Raw genomic sequence first — 17,239 nt, forward strand, 5'->3', positions numbered from 1 at the left:
ATGTGATAGCTCACAGTGTGCTGAACTCGGCGCTATCGCTAATCTGAATACCGTCGATCTCCCCGATGGAGTTTCGATGTCGGATACGAAGAAGGGTCGGCCGGGTTGTGGTTCGTGCACGGACCGCCGCCCGGCCGACTTTCTATGGCAGCGGCGAAGCGAGTAACGGACCACGGGCCGCCATCGCGGGTCCGTCGGTGAACTGGCGGACGACGAGCGCGGAGCGCAGCTGCCACAGTCCCCCCGACTCGGCCGGATCGCGGCCGGTGAGCTGACCGATCCGCTTGAGCCGGTAATCCAGGGTGTTGACGTGGATCCGCAGCTCGCGGGCGGTGCGCTGACGGTTCAGATTGTTGGCGAGATGGCGGGCGAGGGTCTGCAGCAGTTCCGGGTGGCCGTCCAGCGGCGCCAGCACGGCGCGCAGGGCGTCGCGGCCGGGCCCCGGGCGGGTGAGCTGGAAGTGCAGACCGAGATCGTTCATCCGGTACAGACCGGGCTCGACGTGCAGAACCACCGCCGTATCGAGAAGTTCGTGCGCCTGCCGGGCGACGACCGACACCTCCGCCGGGGCGGCGGCCAGGGCGGCGGCGACGAACGGGCACTGCGCGACCTGCGACAGCTCGGCCACCAACGGGCCGAGTTCGTCGCCGGTGACCAGGTCGACCGGCAGCAGCAGGGTGCCGCCGTCGGCGCCGAGCAGCGACAGCGCGTTCGGCCCGTACCGGTGCGCCAGCGCGGCGTCGATGCAGTGCACCGTGGTGTTCCGCACCGCGTCGAGTCCGCGCAGCACGGTGCCGGTGGGCGCCGGCAGCGCCATCGCCACGACGTGGTATTCGTCGGCGATCGCCAGTCCGCAGTGCCGCGCCATCGGCCCGGCGAGCTCACCGCGCAGCAGGGCCACGGCCAGGTTGCGGGTGGCGGCGTGATGCGAATCCGACGGTGCGGGCAGCTGCCGCGTGTAGGCGCGGGTCAGGCGGACATGGATCGACTCCAGGACGTCGAGTTGCCGCCGGGTCGCGCTCATCGCCGCGCCCACGTCGACGGGCGCGGCATGTACGTAGGCGGAATCGGCGCCCAGGCGGAATCCCTCGTGCACCGCCTGCTGCAGCCGGTCCAGCCCGATGCCGCGATCGGCCCAGTGCCGGGCGATCACCTCCAGGCGCGCGACGCGATCGGCGATATCCTCACCGCGGAAGACATCCAGCGCCACCTCCATACACGAACGAACGACGCCGACCGCGGTATCGGCCGCGCCGGCATTCCCCTCGGAATCGCTCGTCGCCTCCGCACTCGCGGGCCGCGGCGCGTGGCCCGACGTCACCGCGGTGACCGGCCGATGGCGCGGCAGTGCTGTCGGCTGCTGAACCGAGTCGGTAACCGTCACTGAACTCCCTTCCCACATGCAATGTCTGTGACGCGCGGTAGCAGCATCCTACCGAGGCGGTGAACACATGTGCACCGAAATGGGCGAATCGACCGAAGACGCAATAATGCGTTCTCCCTGCTCACCGGCCATACGAGCGACGTGGCCGACGCCAGAGTACCGGTCGTCGGCGGCAGCCGGGCCGATCCGCCGACGAAACGGAATCCGGTGGCGCCCCACCGCTTTCCCGGCACGCGGCGGCCGAGTCCGGCGACACCGGCCCGGCGGTTCGCGACCGGTTGCTCCTGCGGGATCACGGCCGGCGCGGCCGGGCCGCTGAACGGATGCCGTCCCGCACTGCGCGGACGGCAGGCCCACCGTCGGTACCGAATATCCGACGCCGACACCGTATATCGAACGCCGACGAAACGGCCTGCGACGGAACGACTATGGCCGGTCGCGGTGCTACGACCCGATCGAGGGAGGTCGTCTTCGGTTATGCGCCAGGTTGTTTCGGCGCACCGGCTGCCACCGGCTCCGGCTCGGCCGGCCAGGTGGCCTTGCCGACGGCGTTCAGGTGACGCAGCGCCTGGGAGTAGGAATCCAGCAGGCCGGTCTCGCAGTACGGCACGCCCCGCTCGGCGCAGAACCGCGCCACCAGCGGCCGCGCCCGGCGCAGGCTGGGCCGCGGCATCGCCGGGAACAGATGGTGTTCGATCTGATAGTTCAAGCCGCCCAGCGCGATATCGGTGAACCGGCCGCCGCGCACGTTGCGGGAGGTGAGCACCTGCCGGCGCAGGAAATCGGCGGACTCGCCGGGGGTCAGCACCGCCATCCCCTTGTGGTTGGGTGCGAAGGTACAGCCCATGTAGAGCCCGAACAGGCCCTGCTGCACGGCGATGAATACCACCGCCTTGACCGGCGACAGCACCCCGAACACCACGATCAGGTAGCCGAGCGCGTGGGCGCCCAGCAGCGCGCCCTCCCAGAAGCGATCCCGGATGTCCCAGGACGCCACGGCCTTGGCGCTCGCGCCGTGCAGGCTCCATCCCTCCAGCAGCAGCATCGGGAAGAACAGCCACGCCTGATACCGGAAGATCAGCCGCCGCAGGCCCCGCCCGGCGCGGGCCCGGCCGTCGGAATGCGCCAGCACACCCATGATGTCGGGGTCGGCGTCCTCGGTGTTGGGGTGGGCGTGGTGCCGGTTGTGATTGCTGGTCCACCAGCCGATGCTCACCCCGATGGCGAGATTGCCGGCGATCAGCCCGAACAGGTGGTTGGCCCGGCGGGTGCGAAAGATCTGCCGATGCCCGGCATCGTGGCCGAGAAAGGCGAACTGCGGGAAGACCACCGCGAGCGCCACGGCGACCGCCAGCTGCCACCACGAGTCGCCCACCAGGACGAACGCCACCCACCCGGCCAGCCAGGCGGCCGCCGCGAACCCGGCCACCCAGACGTAGTAGCGCACCCGCCGCTCCAGCAGTCCGGCCTGCCGCACCCGGCGCATCAGCATCGCGTACTCGCTGCCGCGCACCACCGGCGGCCCGGTGTGCGCCGGCGACTCGGCGACCACCTCCGGCTCGGCGACCACCGGCGACCCCGCTACCACGGCCGACCCCACTACCACCGCCGGCTCAGTGGCCACCGGCGGCCCGATCGCCGGCGGCACGCGCTGCACGGTGCCGGATCGCAGCGCGACCCGCCCGATCGAGTTGTCCCAGTTGTCCATTGCCACGCACGGCCTGCCCGTCCTGCTCCGATAGTCGTTGCCCGGGGTCGCACCAGTCGCCCGGAACCTGTCCGCCCTGCGCCGTGCCCTGCCGACGATCGGCGCTCGCGAATGCACGGCCGGTATGCCAGCCTGGCACACCGACACATCTGCCGAGTGAACGAAGACACCGATCGACGACACAACCGCGTGACGATCCGTTCGAAAACTACTGCAACCCAACGGTCCCGCAAACCCTGGACACCGGCGTTCCCGAGCCGCCGGCTCCGGCGTGCCGCCGAACTACCGCGAGCCTACCCGGCCCGCCGTCGCCGGGGCCGACGAGCGCCGGCCGAACCCCCTAGTCACCCCGCGAACCCGGCACGTCACCACCACTCGACGACGTCGCCGAGGACCTGCTGACAATTCTGTTCGCAGTAGTCGCGGTAGGACTCCAGATGCTCGCGCATCAGCCGCTCGGCCTCGCCGGCGTCGTGGTTCTCGACGGCCTCGGTGATCCGCCGACGGTCGAGCCCGACGCCCTCGCGCCGATCTTCCGGCAACATCACGGCCTCCATCCGGACCGCCCAGATATCCCGCAGCGCCCGAGCGGTCAGGGCGAGGATCGGATTGCCGCCGGCCGCGCAGAGCACGGCATGGAAGTCGGAATGCTCGGTGCCGGAGCCGGCCTGGAGCGAACTCCCCAGGAAGCCGCGCAGCGCCGCACCCGCCTCGGGACCCGGCCGGGCCGCGGCCTGGGCCGCCAGCGTCGGCTCCAGCGTCACCCGGGCGTTCAGCAGATCCCGCAGGGTGGCGCCGAGGGATTGGAAGTGCAGGGTGGACATGCTGCCGTAGCCCCGGCCGTCGGTGCTGCCGACGACGGGCCCGCCGCCGCTGCCGGTGCGGATCGAGATGAGGCCGTTGATCTCCAGGATGCGCATGGCCTCGCGGACCGACGCCTTGCCGACGTTGAACCGCTCGCACATCGCGCTCTCCGCGGGCAGTTGCGCCCCGGGCGGCAGCTGCTGATCGCCGATGTCGTGCAGCACCTGGCGGGCGATGAGTTCCGACAGCTTCTCCGAGCGCACCTCGCCGAGCCGCCGGCGCGTCCCCGGCCTGGCTCCGCTCACCGGGCCACCCCACTGTTCATGGCGGCAGTCTACGTTCTATTCGAACAATGCGCACATTAGCAAGCGAGGCTAACCACTTTCCGCACCCACGCTCCGATACCGGTCGACGCCGGGCGCCCGCCACCGCCCGGGCCCGACCACGAACCGCCGCGGTGGCTCAGAGCGCGAATCCCGAGTTCAGGCCGCTCATCGCGCGGTCGAGTACGTCGGCCAGATCCTCGCCGGGGCGGTCGAGCCAGTGTTCGTAACCGGCCACGGCGACGCCCAGCGCACAGTGCGAAATCACCTGCGGGCGCAGCTCGTTCGCCGCCACGCCCAGCCGGGCGGCGGCGAACTCGGCCACCACATCGCGCCACTCCCGATAGCGCAATGTCGAATGCGCTTGCAGCGCGGGTACTTTCAGGATCAGCTCCATCCGCTTGCGATGCCACGGCACCTGCGCGGGATCGAAGCGGTTGAACTCGACCACGACGGTGCGCACGGCGTCCATGACCGGCTGCTCCGGCGGGCACCGCGCGAACAGCTCGCGCATGGCCTGCAACTGCTCGGTGAAGCTGCCCCAGACGACGTCGTTCTTCGACTCGAAGTAGCGGAAGAACGTCCGCTTGCTCACGCCCACCGCCGCGGCGATGCCCTCGACGGTGGTCTCGTCGAACCCGTCCCGCTCGAACAGCTCGAACGCGGCGCGCTCCAACTCGACGGGGCTGGTCGAGGGCCTGCGACCGGCCCGGCCGCGCACGCCCGGCGATTGCCCGGAAGTCACCCCTTCCTTTTTGTCACCCAGTGCCATTATGATGCCGTTCACACCCTGTTTCCCGATCACACCCCGGAGGAGCGATCATGAACGAATCCGTCACCAGCCAGACAGTAGTCTCCGACGACGCCGCGCTGGTCGAGGACGACCTGCTCGTCGAGGAGGTCTCGATCGATGGCATGTGCGGTGTCTACTGACGCCTTCGATCCGGCCGGTTCCTACGCGCTCGCGCCCTCGATCTCGCTACGGCCGGAGCCCTTCGGGGCGCTGGTCTACGACTTCACCACCCGCCGCCTGTCGTTTCTGAAGACGCCGCAGCTGGTGACCGTGGTGCGAGAGCTGGAGAACCAACCCGACGCGGCCGCCGCCCTGGCGGCCGCGGGGGTGCCGGACGACCAACACGGCCGCTACCTGACCGCGCTGGCCGGCCTGCTCGACGCCGGCACCATCCAGCCGCGCACCGACGAACAGGATCCCCGATGAAACTCGTCGAACACTTCAAACACGGCCTGGACGCGCCGATCTGCCTGACCTGGGAACTCACCTACGCGTGCAACCTGGCCTGCGAGCACTGCCTGTCCTCGTCGGGCCGCCGCGACCCGCGCGAGCTGTCGACCGAGGAATGCAAGGCGTTCATCGACGACCTCGAGCGCATGCAGGTCTTCTACGTCAACATCGGCGGCGGCGAACCCACCGTCCGCAGCGACTTCTGGGAGCTGCTCGACTACGCCGTCGCCCACCACGTCGGAGTCAAGTTCTCCACCAACGGAATCCGGCTCACCCCCGAACGGGCCCGCAAGCTGGCCGCCACCGACTACGTCGACGTGCAGATCTCCATCGACGGCGCCACCGCCGAGGTGAACGACGCCGTCCGCGGACCCGGCTCGTTCGACACCGCGATGCGCGCCATGCAGAACCTCGCCGACGCCGGCTTCGAGAACTTCAAGATTTCGGTCGTGATGACCCGGCACAACGTCGATCAGCTCGACGAGTTCAAGGCCATCGCCGACCGCTTCGGCGCGCAGCTGCGCATCACCCGGCTGCGCCCGTCCGGCCGCGGCGCCGACGTCTGGTCCGAGCTGCACCCGACCACCGACCAGCAGCTGACGATCTACGACTGGCTGGTCGCCAACGGCGAGGGCGTGCTGACCGGCGACTCGTTCTTCCACCTCAACGCGCTGGGCTCCACTCCCCTGGCCGGGCTGAACCTGTGCGGCGCCGGGCGGGTGGTGTGCCTGGTCGACCCGGTCGGCGACGTCTACGCCTGCCCGTTCGCCATCCACGACGAGTTCCTCGCCGGGAACGTGCGTGACACCGGCGGCTTCGAAACCGTCTGGCGCGCATCGGAGTTGTTCGACCGGCTGCGGCAGCCGCAGACCGGCGGCGCCTGCGCCTCCTGCTCGGCCTACGACGCCTGTCAGGGTGGCTGCATGGCCGCGAAATTCTTCACCGGCCTCCCCCTCGACGGTCCCGACCCCGAATGTGTGCGCGGCAACGGCGAACTCGCGCTCAGCACCGCCGGCGCCCGCCCCCAGCCGGACAAGGACCACTCCCGCTCCACCGCGGCGAGCCGCAAATCCGACACCGCGGCGAGCCGCAAATCCGGCACCGCGCCGCGCCGCGCGGTCGCGCTGGGCATGCCCGCGGCGCCCGGCCGCACCACCGCCCCGGACCGCGCCTGCGACACCAGCCCGCTCGCCGGGCTGCGCTGACCGGATCCCCTCCCCGACAAGGATTCTCATGGCAAGTACACGTGACTGGTTCGAATCGGTCGCCGAGGCACAGCGGCGTGCGAAGAAGCGCGTCCCGAAGGCGGTGTATCTGGCCCTGCTGGCCGGATCGGAGGCCGGCGCGACGCTCGACGACAATGCCGCCGCCTTCGCCGAACTCGGGCTGCGGCCGCATATCGCCGATCTGCCCGCGACCCGGGATCTGTCGACCACCGTTCTGGGGCAAGAGCTTTCGATGCCGGTGATCTGCTCGCCCACGGGCGTGCAGGCCGTCGACCCGGACGGCGAGGTCGGGGTGGCGCGCGGCGCGGCGATGTCGGGCACCGCGCTGGGGTTGTCGTCGTTCGGGTCCAAGCCGATCGAGGACGTCGTCGCCGCCAACGAGAAGACCTTCTTCCAGGTCTACTGGCTCGGCGACAAGGACGCCATGCTCGCCCGGCTGGAGCGGGCCCGCGCCGGCGGCGCGAAGGGCCTGATCGTCACGCTCGACTGGGTTTTCGCCACCGCCCGCGACTGGGGCAGCCCCGCGCTGCCCGAACGCATCGATGTGAAGACCGCGGCGAAGTTCGCGCCGCAGGTCATGCTCCGGCCCGGCTGGTTCCTGCGCTACGCCCGCACCGGGAAGCTGCCGGATCTGACCACCCCGAACCTCGTGCCCCGGGGCGAGCAGGGGCCGACGTTCTTCGGCGCCTACGGCGAATGGATGGGCACCCCGCCGCCCACCTGGGACGATCTGGCCTGGCTGCGGCAGCAGTGGGACGGGCCGTTCCTGCTCAAGGGAATCGGCCGCCCCGACGACGCCAAGCGGGCCGTCGATATCGGCGCCACCGCCCTCTCGGTATCCAATCACGGTGGTAACAACCTCGATACGACCCCGGCCACGATCCGCATGCTGCCCAGCGTCGCGGGCGCGGTCGGCGACCAGATCGAGGTTTTGCTCGACGGTGGTGTCCGACGCGGCGGCGACGTGGTCAAGGCGCTCGCGCTCGGCGCCAAGGCCGTCATGATCGGCCGGCCCTACCTGTGGGGTATGGCCGCCGCCGGTGATCGCGGCGTGCACAACGTCCTGGAGGTGCTGCGCCAGGGCATCGACTCGGCCCTCTACGGGCTGGGCCGCGCGTCGGTGCACGATCTGACGCCCGAGGACGTCCTGGTGCCGGACGGTTTCACCCGGGGCATGTGAATGGACGGCGGACCGGTCGCGGTGGTCACCGGCGCGGCGCGCGGCATCGGCGCCGCCACGGTGCACCGGCTCGCCGCCACGGGATGGCGGGTGGTCGCCGTCGACCTCTGCCGCGACGACCCGGACCTCGGCTACCCGCTCGGCACCCGGGCGCAACTGACATCGGTCGCCGCACCGTACGGCGGCGCGGTCGTCGATGTCGTCGCCGACGTCCGGGATGCCGAAAGCCTCGGTGCGGCAGTGGCTCTCGCCCATGACACCTTCGGCGGACTGGACGCCGCGGTGGCGGCCGCCGCGGTGATGACCGGCGGCCGGCCGCTGTGGGAGACCACCACGGCCGACTGGGCGCCGATGTTCGATATCGGCGTGCACGGCATGGCCAACCTCGCGCGCGCCGCGATCCCGGTCATGCTGCGCCGGCCGGAACCGCGCACCGGCCGCTTCGTCGGGGTGGCCTCGGCCGCCGCACACCACGGCATGTGGCACCTGTCCGGCTACAACTCCGCCAAACACGCGGTGGTCGGCCTGATCAAGGGCCTGGCCCACGACCTGCGCGGCACCGGAATCACCGCCACGGCGGTCTCCCCGGGTTCCACCCGTACCGACCTGCTGGCCGAAACCGCCCGCCTCTACGACCTCGCCGACGCCGACGAATTCGCCGAACACCAACTGCTGGACCGCATTCTCGAACCCGAGGAGGTAGCGGCCGCCATAACCTGGCTGTGCTCCCCCGAATCCGCCGCCGTGACCGGCACCGTCGTCCAGGCCGACGGCGGGTTCCTGTCATGACGACGCAGAGGCTCGTGGATCGCCTTGCGGCACCGAAGCCCCGGACCGGCGGGCCCGGAATCCTGCACAGCCACAGGCACTGTCGCGCACACCGCCCACGAACTTCTGCCATCACGACTCGCGGACAATCCGATCGCCCGATGCGCCGAAACTCGGAGCTGCCGCCCCCGGGTACCGCCATGGCCGTCAGCACTGTCGTACCGGCCGACGCCGGTCCGGCGACGGGCATACCGCTCGACCGCCGCGCCGCAACGGCAACACGTCACGGCCGTAGACACTGCCGCATGCCGGCTCGACTGCCACAAGCTCTGCCGTGCAAGCCGACTATTGTTGGTTCCCAGTATGACTCGGGTACCGCCCTACCGCCGGTTCCACCGAGCCATCCGACTGCGCGCCCGAGTCCACCGGCAGCGTCGCACAAGCCGGCAGATGGCTGCCATGACGACCCGGATGCGGCTCGACCGGCGGTACCGCCGGGCCGTGTGTGCCCGAGTTCGCCGGGGTCACCGACCTCGTCGTACAGGTCGGGCGGTGGCTGCCGTGACTGTTCGGGTGCAGTTCGTCGCCGGTTCCGCCGAGCCATCCGGCCGGGAGCCCCTGCGTTCACCGAGTTCAGCGGCATTCTCGTACCAGCCGAGAGGAGGCTGCTGTGACTGCTCGGGTCCGGCTTGCTCACCGGTTCCGCCGAACCATCCGGCGGAGCGCCCCCGAGCCCGCCGGACCCACCGGCATTCTCGTACAAGCCGGGAGGTGGCTGCCGTGACTACTCGGGTGCGGCTGGATCGGCGGGTGCGTCGATTCGATGATGGGCGTGTGGTTCTCGGTGGGTCGCCGATGCGGGTGGTTCGGTTGAGTGGTGCCGGGGCGCGGCGGCTCGGGGAATGGGCCGCGGGGGCGGTGGTCGGGGAACATCGGTCCGAGCGGGCGCTGTTGCGGCGGATGGTGGAGGCCGGGATCGCTCATCCGGTGGCGGAGGGTAGCTCGTTCGGGCCGGGCGACGTGACCGTCGTCGTTCCCGTGAAGGACAACCGGCCGGGACTGGAGCGGCTGCTGTCGCGGGTGCACGAGGTGGGGGCGGGCGTGGTCGTGGACGACGGGTCGGCCGTGCCCGTAGCGGAAAGCTCTGTCCGTCATGAGGTTTCGCGGGGACCGGCGGCCGCCCGCAATACCGGATGGCGGGTGGCCGGGACTGCGCTGGTGGCCTTCCTCGACTCGGATACCGTCCCCGACGACGGGTGGCTCGACAACATCCTGCCGTTGTTCGGCGATTCCGGCGTGGCGGCGGTGGCACCGCGCATCGTGTCGACCGGCCGGGGTGTCATCGGGCGGTACGAGGCCGATCGCGGAAGTCTGGATATGGGTGGCGATCCCGCCGACGTCCGGCCCGACGGGCAGGTCCGCTACGTGCCCAGTGCGGCGCTGGTGATACGTCGCGAGGCGCTCGAGGCGGTGGGCGGCTTCGACGAACGACTCCGCTTCGGCGAGGACGTCGATCTGGTCTGGCGGCTCATCGATGCCGGGTTCTCCGTTCGGTACCAACCCGATTCGATCGTCCGGCACGAAACCAGGCCGACGCTCGGCGGGTGGCTGCGGCAGCGCTTCGACTACGGCACCTCGGCCGCACCGCTGGCGGTGCGCCATCCCGGCATGCTCGCCTGTGCGCGGATCCCCCGGCCCTTCCTCGCCCAGTGCGCCTTGGCCTCGGCCGGAAAACCCGGCCTGGCGCTCGCCGCCGCGGCCGTCGCCGGTGGGCAGTCCGCAATGCGGTTGCGACGCAGCGGTATTCCGCTACCGGACGCCGCCGGTGTCGCGGCGACCGCGCAGCTCCGGTTCGCCGGTCGGCTGGGCGTCGCCGTGCGCACGCTGTGGTGGGCGCCGGCCCTCGTGCACCGCCGCACAAGGCGATTCGTGGCCCTGTCGTTCGCACCGATCGCCGCGGCGGGCCTGATTCGTGGCGGTGTGCGATGGACGGTGCTGCGCCTGCTCGACGACCTGGCCTACGGAGCCGGCGTCTGGGCCGGCTGCCTGCGCCATCGGAGCGCGGAGCCGCTACTGCCCGCCGTAGGCCCGCACCGCCGAGCAGCACGATGAACCTCGGCGACCTGCGATCACCCGAGTTCGCCGACCGGATCGGCCGGACGGTACTCGCCGTACCGCTCGGCGCCACCGAACAGCACGGCCCGCATCTGCCCCTGCGCACCGACACCGCCGTCGCCGCCGAACTGTGCCGCCGGCTGGCCGAACGATGCCCGGATATCGTTGTCGCACCGGCGATTCCGTACGGCGCCAGCGGCGAGCACGCCGGCTTCCCGGGCACCCTGTCGATCGGTCACCGTGCGCTCGAACTCCTCCTCGTCGAACTCGTCCGCTCCGCCGACGATTTCGCCGGCGTCGTCCTGGTCAACGGGCACGGCGGAAATCTCCAGGCCCTGCGCTCCGCCCAGCGCCTCCTGACCGCCGAACAGCGCCCGCCCCTGATCTGGTCCCCCACCGGCTCCGCCGGCGACAGCCACGCCGGGCACACCGAAACCTCGGTCATGCTGTGCCTCGACGACAGCATCGACCTGAGCACGGCCTCCCCCGGAAACACCCGCCCCCTCTCCGAGATCATGCCGGCACTCCGCGAACGCGGGGTATCCGCCGTGAGCCCCAACGGAGTCCTGGGCGACCCGACCCAGGCCGACCCCGCCGAAGGCGAGAAGATCCTGGAGCGCTGGACGGAATCCCTGGTAGCCGCTGTCGCGGAACGGTTCTGACCGCCAACACCCGCGGGGTCAGCGGCAGCAGTTGGGGTCGAGGACTACGCAGAGGGCGGTGAGGGCGTCTCGGCGGGCGCGATGGTAGGTGTGCATGCCGCGGCGTTCGGAATCGACCAGGCCGGCCTTGCGCAGCTGGGACAGGTGGTGGCTGACCGTCGATTCGGCCAGGCCGACCGCCGCGGCGAGGTCGCCGCTGTTCTCCTCGCCGTCGGCGCTCGTCAGCAGGAGCGACATCAGCTTCACCCGCTCCGGGTCGGCAATTGCCTTGAGGCGCAAGGCGACCTCGAGGGCGGCGGCATCGTCCACCGGACCGGCCGCCACCGGGGCACAGCAGACGGGGGCCGACATGTCGATCACGGGCAACGCCTTGGGCATGTGATCGACAGTACCCGGATTATTGACATATGTCGAAAAGGTGGGCAGACTCGGCGACACCAACTCTTCGACATATGTCAAATCAATGGATCCCGGCCGGAACCGCGCCGGGACGACGGCAAGGAGTTTCACCATGTCCCGAATCCAGCTGGCCCTCAACGTCGACGACCTCGACCGGGCCGTGACTTTCTATTCGACGTTGTTCGCCGCCGAGCCCGCCAAGCGCAAGCCCGGCTACGCCAACTTCGCCCTCGCCGAACCACCGCTCAAACTGGTGCTCATCGAGAATCCCGGCCAGGGCGGCAGCGTCAACCATCTCGGCGTCGAGGTCGACAGTTCCGAGCGGGTGCACGGCGAGATCGCGCGACTGTCCGAGGCGGGCCTGTTCACCGAGGAGCAGATCGCGACCACGTGCTGTTTCGCCACCCAGGACAAGGTGTGGGTCACCGGCGCCGACGAGGAGCGCTGGGAGGTGTACACCGTCCTCGCCGACAGCGAATCCTTCGGCACCGCACCGGAACTCGGGGACGCCGAAGCGGTACAGGCATGCTGCGGCACGCCCGGAGAGGCCGCCGGCGACAATGCGTCCGGCGGAACCCGGGACACCGCCGACTCCGCCTGTTGCGAACCCGCCGCGCGGGCACGGGCCGTCGCGTCCGGCGCGGACTGCTGCCGCTGATCCCGCGTCGCCGGGGCGGCCCGGGCGCTACGGCTAGAACCCGTGCGGATCGGTGTTGACCGGCGGGCATTTCTCGAAGACGACCGGCAGCGCCCTGAGCGATCGGTGGAACGGCCCGGGCCGCCAGCCCAGCTCCTCCGGCGGCACGGCCAGCCGCATCTCGGGCAGGACGTCGAGCAACTGGTCGATGGCGTCCTGCACCACCAGGTAGGCGGGGGATTTCGCCGGGCAGGCGTGCGGGCCGGCGCTCCAGGCCAGGTGCGAGCGGTTTCCGCTGCGGTCGCCGCCGGCGATCGCGGGGTCGTTGTTGCAGCCGGCGAGGCTCACCACGACCGGCTGGTGCGCGGGCAGCCAGGTGTCCTCGATGAGGATCGGCTGGCGCGGATACGTCGTGCAGAAGTTCGCCATCGGCGGGTCGCTGAACAGGACCTCGTCGAGCGCGTCGCGGGTCGGCATGCTGCCGCTGAGCATGTCGCCCCCGAACCGGGCGTCGGTGAGCATCAGCCGCACGGTATTCGTGATCAGATTGCGCTGCGCCTCGATGCCCGCGCCGTAGAAACTCATCAGCTGGGCGAGCAGTTCGTGATCGTCGAGCGCGGCCGGGTGATGGATGAGCTGCGACGTCATATCGGCGCCGGGTTCCGCGCGTTTGAGCCGAACCAGTTCCAGCAGCGCCTCTTTCAGCATCTCCATGCCGCGGGCCGCCCCGACCGTGTCGAACCGCGCGGCCATCCCGGTCGCGACCCGCTGCCCGATCTCCGGCGAACATCCCACCATCCAGTTGAGGGCTTCGAAGGCGATCGGGAACGCGTACTGGCCGACCAGGTCGGCGGCGCCCTCCTGGCAGAAGGCGTTGATCAGCGAGAGGGCGATCTGCTCGATCGTCAGATGCAGGGCATGCAGGTCGACCGCGTCGATCGCCGCCTGGGAGGCCTCCCGATAGCGGGCGTGCGTCGTACCCGTGCAGTAGCGGGCGGCGGGGTGCCACTCCATCATCGGCAGCACGGGCGAATCCGGCGGGACGCTCTGCTGCCAGGTGCGCGGGTCGGCCGGAAAGTGGTCGGGGTCGTGCAGGATTCGCACCGCCGTGCGATAGCCGATCACGAGCGTCGCCGGAACTCCGGGCGCCAGCTCGACCGGCGCCAGCGCACCGAACCGCCGCCGCATCTCGCCGTATACGCGGTGCGGATCGGCGGCGAACTCGGGACTGTACAGCGGAACTCGGGGCCCCTCGGCATCGACGGGCGATCCGTGCCGAAGCGGGCGTGCTCCCGTCTGCGTGGGATCGGGCGTGGACGTTGGGTCCTCCTTGCTCCTGACGTGTCCTGAATCTGCTGCGCGACAGACGGTATCGGGAGCGCACGGCACAGACGAGACGAGAGCCCGCCGCACCCGGCGCCCGCGATCGGATCGGCCGCCCCGCCGGTGGTCGGAGCGCTGCGCGAATGCGGCGGTCACCGGCGACCGAGACGCGCTCTCATCTTGCGCCGATGCGCGACCGGTCCGGACACATCCGGGTCCCCGTTCGGCGGGCGCGGCGGCCGGTATCGAGCTACCGTAGAGCGATCAGTGGCAGAGGGCAGGGGGCCCGAGCAGTGGCAGCAGGGGCAGAGGGCAGGGGGCCGACGAGCCGATGAGTGCCGGATGAGCGACAAAGGGTCTCGCTCGTGTGACCCGGGGTGCGCGAGACGCATCCGAGACAGCCTCGTTCATCGGCCCGGCGGCGCCGAGAAACTGCCCGCCGACGACCCGCCCGCCGACCTGCTGCACACCGTCGCCGAGGAGATCGCGGTGCACTGCGGTCACACGATGATCAAGGCCAGCCGGCTCGCCCGCGGCTGGACGGTCGCCGAGGCGGTGGAGGAGTTCCACCGCATGTGCCGGCGCGAGAACCTCGGGCCGCGCGGGCTCGTCTCCCGTTCCTGGATGGAATGGGAGGCGGGATCGCGGCCCAGCTGGGACTATCAGGACCTGCTGTCGCGCCTGTTCCGCACCAACCCCGTGCATCTCGGCTGGGCACCCGACTACGCCCCGCCCGCCCGCGCGGCCGCCCCGGCACAGGACCGCAGCGCGGGCCGGGCGCCGAGGCATCTCCCGCCCGACACCAGCGATTTCACCGGCCGCGACGACCAGGTCGCGGAGCTGGTGGATCTGCTGGGCCGCACGCCCGGCACCGCCGTACCGCTCGCCGCCGTGTCCGGCAAACCCGGTGTGGGCAAGACGGCGCTGGCCGTCCATGTCGGCCATCGGCTCCGCGACGTGTTCCACGAGGGACAGCTGTACGCGAATCTGCGTGGTACCGACGCCGATCCGGCCGACGCCGGCGAGATCCTCGCCGGGTTCCTGCGTGAGCTCGGTGTCGAGAGCGCCGCGATCCCCGGCGACACCGAGGAACGCGCGCGCATGTACCGCACCCGCCTGTCCGGCCGCCGGGTGCTGGTCGTGCTGGACAATGCCGCCGACGAGACCCAGCTGCGCCCGCTGCTGCCCGGAACCGCCGGCTGCGCCGTCCTCGCCACCAGCCGCACGCCGCTGGCCGCGCTGCCCGGCACACACCGCACGCTCGACGTCCTGCCCGACGGCCAGGCCGTCGAGTTGCTGACCACACTGATCGGATACCGGCGCGCGCGAGCGGAATCCAGTGCGGTGCGCGAGGTGGTCCGCCTGTGCGGCGCGCTGCCGCTGGCGCTGCGGATCGCCGGGGCACGGCTGCTGTCGCGTCCGGGCTGGAGCGTGTCGTGGTTCGCCGACCGCCTGACCGACGAGAGCCACCGGCTGGACCTGCTCACCGCCGGCGATCTCGAGGTGCGGGCCTCGTTCGCACTCGGCTACCGCAGCCGCAACGAGGGCGAGCGGGCGGCGTTCCGGATGCTGGCGCTGACCGCCTCCAGCTTCCCCGCCTGGAATCTCGCCGCCCTGCTCGATATCGACCCGCACCGCGCCGAACACCTGCTCGAGGGCCTGGTCGACGCGCAGCTCGTGGAGCCCGCCGGCGCCGACGCGACCGGTATGCCCCGGTACCGGCTGCACGACCTGGTCCGCGATTTCGCCCGCGAATGCTCGGCCGCCGACGATCCGCCCGAGGTGCGCCGAGCAGCCGCGCGGCGGCTCGTCGACGAATACCTCGGCGCCGTGCGCGTCGCCTCGGCCACACTGTCCGGCGGCACGGACGAGGCATATCCGTCCATCCACGCCTACAAGGCATATCCGTCCATCGACGCGGACGGGGCTCATCCATTCGGCGGCGCGGACATGGCTCGTCCATTCGGCGGCGCGAACGGGGCTCAACCGTTCGGCGGCGCGGCGAATCCGGCCGCCCTGGCCCGCGCGCATCCGCACCGGTGGCTGGCGGCCGAGCAGCGCAATCTCCTTGCGGCCGTGGAACTCGCGCACGACCTCGGGCTGTGGAGCCGGACCAGGCAACTGGCCGCGACACTGCCGGTGCTGGTCGGCCCGGCCGGCGCCACTCACCCCGCCGCGACCGGGCAGGCACACACCGAGCAGGCACACACCGAGCAGGCACACACCGAGCAGGCACACACCGAGGCCGCCGCCCTCCGCAGCCTGGGCACGCTGCACCGTCGGCTGGGCCGCTTCGATGACGCCGCCGCGATGCTGACCGGTGCCGCGGAGGTGTTCCGGCACCTCGACGAGGACCGTCAATGGGCCACGGCGATGCGGAGTCTGGGCGACACCCGCCGCTGTCAGGGTCGCCTCGACGAGGCCGTCGACGCGTTCTCCACCGCGCTGCCGATAGCGCGCCGCGAGCGGAATCCGCGCCTGGTCGCGAAGGTGCTGAACGGGCTCGGCGACGCCGACCGCGGACTGTCCCGCTGGGACGACGCCACCCGCTGTTTCGAGGAGAGCCTGGCGATCCATCGCGAACTCGGCGACCGCCTCGGCGAGGCCCGGACCCTGCTGCGGTTCGGGCAGGTTCATCGCGACCGGTGGGACAACGACCGGGCAACGCGCATGTTCGAGGACGCCCTGGGCGTCTTCACCGATCTCGACGACCAGCGGTGGCAGGCACGGGCGCTGCGCCAGATCGCCGTGGTGCACCGCAACGAAGGCGCCGACGGCCGCGCGTTCGAGACCTTCGAGCAGGCCCTGGCGCTGTTCGATCGGCTCGGCGACCGCCGCGGCACCGCGGTCACCCTGCGCAACCGGGGCGACGCGCACCGCTTGGCGGGCCACGAGTCGCGGGCCGCGTCGGATATCGAACGCGCGCAACGCCTCTTCGAATCCCTCGACGATCGCCGCTGGGTCGCCCGCTGCCTGCTGAGCCTGGCCGATCTCGACCGCGCCGGCGAGCGATACGGTCCGGCGCAGGACCGCGTCGACGCCGCCCTGGACATCGTGTTCCGCACCCGCGGCGATCGTCCCGCGCGCGGCCGGGCGCTGCGGCAGCTGGGTTTACTGGCCAGGGACCGCGGCGACTTCGTGGCCGCCGCGGCCGCACTCGCCCACGCGCACACCCTCTTCGCGGATCTCGGTGACACGCTGTGGATCGCGCGCGTGCAGGCCGGCCAGGCCCGGCTGACCGAGCGGCGCGGCGAGGATCCGGCACCGGAGCTGAAGGAGGCGATCGAGATCTGCCACCGCCACGGCATCGGCGAGCCCGGCCGGGTCGAACGGGTCCTGCGGGAGTGGTGAGGGGACACGGTCCGAGGCACTCGACCGCTGGGACGCACGACCAGGGGAACGATCATGCGGCACGGCGCGGCTGCCTCACCTTTGTCAGGGCTATCGGCCCTGAGATCTGCCGTGCG

Annotated in this window: 15 protein-coding genes; 9 read left to right on the plus strand and 6 right to left on the minus strand. The window is 71.1% G+C overall.

From position 1 onward, the window contains the following. Positions 1-142: 142 nt before the first annotated feature. The 4 genes from D892_RS0134910 to mftR all read right to left on the minus strand — a co-directional run bounded on the left by D892_RS0134910 (position 143) and on the right by mftR (position 4,964). Positions 143-1,384: a CdaR family transcriptional regulator gene (locus D892_RS0134910; RefSeq protein WP_024805699.1), complete on the minus strand. Its 1,242-nt coding sequence runs from the start codon at positions 1,382-1,384 to the stop codon at positions 143-145. Between the two features lie 475 nt (positions 1,385-1,859). Then, positions 1,860-3,092: an acyl-CoA desaturase gene (locus D892_RS42875; protein WP_024805700.1), complete on the minus strand. Its 1,233-nt coding sequence runs from the start codon at positions 3,090-3,092 to the stop codon at positions 1,860-1,862. Positions 3,093-3,457: 365 nt separating this feature from the next. Next, the gene (locus D892_RS0134920) at positions 3,458-4,201 is read right to left on the minus strand and encodes a FadR/GntR family transcriptional regulator (RefSeq protein ID WP_024805701.1); all 744 of its coding nucleotides are present in this window, start codon (positions 4,199-4,201) and stop codon (positions 3,458-3,460) included. A gap of 157 nt (positions 4,202-4,358) precedes the next feature. Beyond that, on the minus strand, positions 4,359-4,964 hold the full coding sequence (gene mftR, locus D892_RS0134925) for a mycofactocin system transcriptional regulator (RefSeq protein ID WP_036570961.1): 606 nt from the start codon (positions 4,962-4,964) through the stop codon (positions 4,359-4,361). Between the two features lie 77 nt (positions 4,965-5,041). Between mftR and mftA the strand changes: the two genes are divergently transcribed. The 7 genes from mftA to mftE all read left to right on the plus strand — a co-directional run bounded on the left by mftA (position 5,042) and on the right by mftE (position 11,413). Then, positions 5,042-5,152, plus strand: coding sequence for a mycofactocin precursor MftA (gene mftA, locus D892_RS0134930; protein WP_024805703.1), 111 nt, complete (start codon positions 5,042-5,044; stop codon positions 5,150-5,152). Further along, a complete protein-coding gene (gene mftB / locus D892_RS0134935) occupies positions 5,142-5,438 on the plus strand; it encodes a mycofactocin biosynthesis chaperone MftB (RefSeq protein WP_024805704.1) in 297 nt (98 codons plus the stop codon). The genes mftA and mftB overlap by 11 nt, the downstream gene beginning before the upstream one ends. Next, positions 5,435-6,667 (plus strand): mycofactocin radical SAM maturase, encoded by a 1,233-nt coding sequence (gene mftC, locus D892_RS0134940; protein WP_024805705.1) that lies wholly within the window; start codon positions 5,435-5,437, stop codon positions 6,665-6,667. Before mftB ends, mftC begins: the two co-directional genes overlap by 4 nt. A gap of 28 nt (positions 6,668-6,695) precedes the next feature. Beyond that, a complete protein-coding gene (gene mftD, locus D892_RS0134945) occupies positions 6,696-7,868 on the plus strand; it encodes a pre-mycofactocin synthase MftD (protein ID WP_024805706.1) in 1,173 nt (390 codons plus the stop codon). Then, entirely contained in the window at positions 7,869-8,657 is a 789-nt protein-coding gene (locus D892_RS0134950; RefSeq protein ID WP_024805707.1) for a mycofactocin-coupled SDR family oxidoreductase, read from the plus strand. A gap of 759 nt (positions 8,658-9,416) precedes the next feature. Further along, a complete protein-coding gene (gene mftF / locus D892_RS0134955; RefSeq protein ID WP_024805708.1) occupies positions 9,417-10,748 on the plus strand; it encodes a mycofactocin biosynthesis glycosyltransferase MftF in 1,332 nt (443 codons plus the stop codon). Next, positions 10,745-11,413: a mycofactocin biosynthesis peptidyl-dipeptidase MftE gene (gene mftE, locus D892_RS0134960; RefSeq protein WP_024805709.1), complete on the plus strand. Its 669-nt coding sequence runs from the start codon at positions 10,745-10,747 to the stop codon at positions 11,411-11,413. The genes mftF and mftE overlap by 4 nt, the downstream gene beginning before the upstream one ends. Positions 11,414-11,431: 18 nt before the next feature. Here mftE and D892_RS0134965 read toward each other — a convergent pair whose 3' ends face one another. After that, positions 11,432-11,791, minus strand: a complete 360-nt coding sequence (locus D892_RS0134965; protein WP_024805710.1) for an Rv2640c family ArsR-like transcriptional regulator — start codon at positions 11,789-11,791, stop codon at positions 11,432-11,434. Between the two features lie 133 nt (positions 11,792-11,924). Here D892_RS0134965 and D892_RS0134970 point away from each other — a divergent pair, with 133 nt between their 5' ends. Further along, entirely contained in the window at positions 11,925-12,470 is a 546-nt protein-coding gene (locus D892_RS0134970) for an ArsI/CadI family heavy metal resistance metalloenzyme (RefSeq protein WP_024805711.1), read from the plus strand. Between the two features lie 33 nt (positions 12,471-12,503). On the opposite strand, the gene D892_RS0134975 is transcribed toward D892_RS0134970, so the two are convergent. Continuing rightward, positions 12,504-13,637, minus strand: coding sequence for a cytochrome P450 (locus tag D892_RS0134975; RefSeq protein ID WP_024805712.1), 1,134 nt, complete (start codon positions 13,635-13,637; stop codon positions 12,504-12,506). Between the two features lie 477 nt (positions 13,638-14,114). On the opposite strand from D892_RS0134975, the gene D892_RS0134980 reads away from it, so the two are divergent. Next, positions 14,115-17,123: a tetratricopeptide repeat protein gene (locus D892_RS0134980; protein WP_024805713.1), complete on the plus strand. Its 3,009-nt coding sequence runs from the start codon at positions 14,115-14,117 to the stop codon at positions 17,121-17,123. Positions 17,124-17,239: the final 116 nt, after the last annotated feature.

This window comes from Nocardia sp. BMG51109, from assembly GCF_000526215.1.
Lineage (GTDB): Bacteria > Actinomycetota > Actinomycetes > Mycobacteriales > Mycobacteriaceae > Nocardia.

Coding starts and splice junctions, on each gene's coding strand:
- D892_RS42875 (WP_024805700.1), bottom strand. CDS start 3,092: ATGGACAACTGGGACAACTCGATCGGGCGGGTCGCGCTGCGATCCGGC.
- mftA (WP_024805703.1), top strand. CDS start 5,042: ATGAACGAATCCGTCACCAGCCAGACAGTAGTCTCCGACGACGCCGCG.
- mftC (WP_024805705.1), top strand. CDS start 5,435: ATGAAACTCGTCGAACACTTCAAACACGGCCTGGACGCGCCGATCTGC.
- mftD (WP_024805706.1), top strand. CDS start 6,696: ATGGCAAGTACACGTGACTGGTTCGAATCGGTCGCCGAGGCACAGCGG.
- D892_RS0134950 (WP_024805707.1), top strand. CDS start 7,869: ATGGACGGCGGACCGGTCGCGGTGGTCACCGGCGCGGCGCGCGGCATC.
- mftE (WP_024805709.1), top strand. CDS start 10,745: ATGAACCTCGGCGACCTGCGATCACCCGAGTTCGCCGACCGGATCGGC.
- D892_RS0134965 (WP_024805710.1), bottom strand. CDS start 11,791: ATGCCCAAGGCGTTGCCCGTGATCGACATGTCGGCCCCCGTCTGCTGT.
- D892_RS0134970 (WP_024805711.1), top strand. CDS start 11,925: ATGTCCCGAATCCAGCTGGCCCTCAACGTCGACGACCTCGACCGGGCC.
- D892_RS0134975 (WP_024805712.1), bottom strand. CDS start 13,637: ATGCGGCGGCGGTTCGGTGCGCTGGCGCCGGTCGAGCTGGCGCCCGGA.
- D892_RS0134980 (WP_024805713.1), top strand. CDS start 14,115: ATGAGCGACAAAGGGTCTCGCTCGTGTGACCCGGGGTGCGCGAGACGC.